Source organism: Cupriavidus sp. SK-4 (assembly GCF_000611125.1).
In the GTDB taxonomy this organism is placed as follows: Bacteria; Pseudomonadota; Gammaproteobacteria; order Burkholderiales; family Burkholderiaceae; genus Cupriavidus; species Cupriavidus necator.
Window position 1 is genome coordinate 60,855 of the sequence record NZ_JFJW01000004.1, and the last position, 245, is coordinate 61,099.

Below are 245 nucleotides of genomic sequence, written 5' to 3' on the forward strand. Positions count from 1 at the left end.
ACGGTTCTCGTCATCGCCAACGCGGCGCGGACGCGAGTCGGCGCCTTCGAAACGGCGGGGACGGTTGTTGTCCTCGCCAGCACGGCGCGGCGGACGCGAATCACCACCCTCGAAGCGGCGCGGCGGGCGCGCTTCGCCGCCTTCGAAACGGCGCGGACGTGCCTCGCCGCGATCGTCGCCAGTGCGGCGCGGGCGGTTGTCGTCGTCGCCAAAACGGCGCGGCGGGCGCGCTTCGCCGCCTTCGA

General features: G+C 73.9%; 1 protein-coding gene. It reads left to right on the forward strand.

The genetic code is table 11. From position 1 onward, the window contains the following. The coding region (locus CF68_RS39115; RefSeq protein WP_369798839.1) for a hypothetical protein at window positions 1-245 on the forward strand (245 nt) is incomplete at both ends.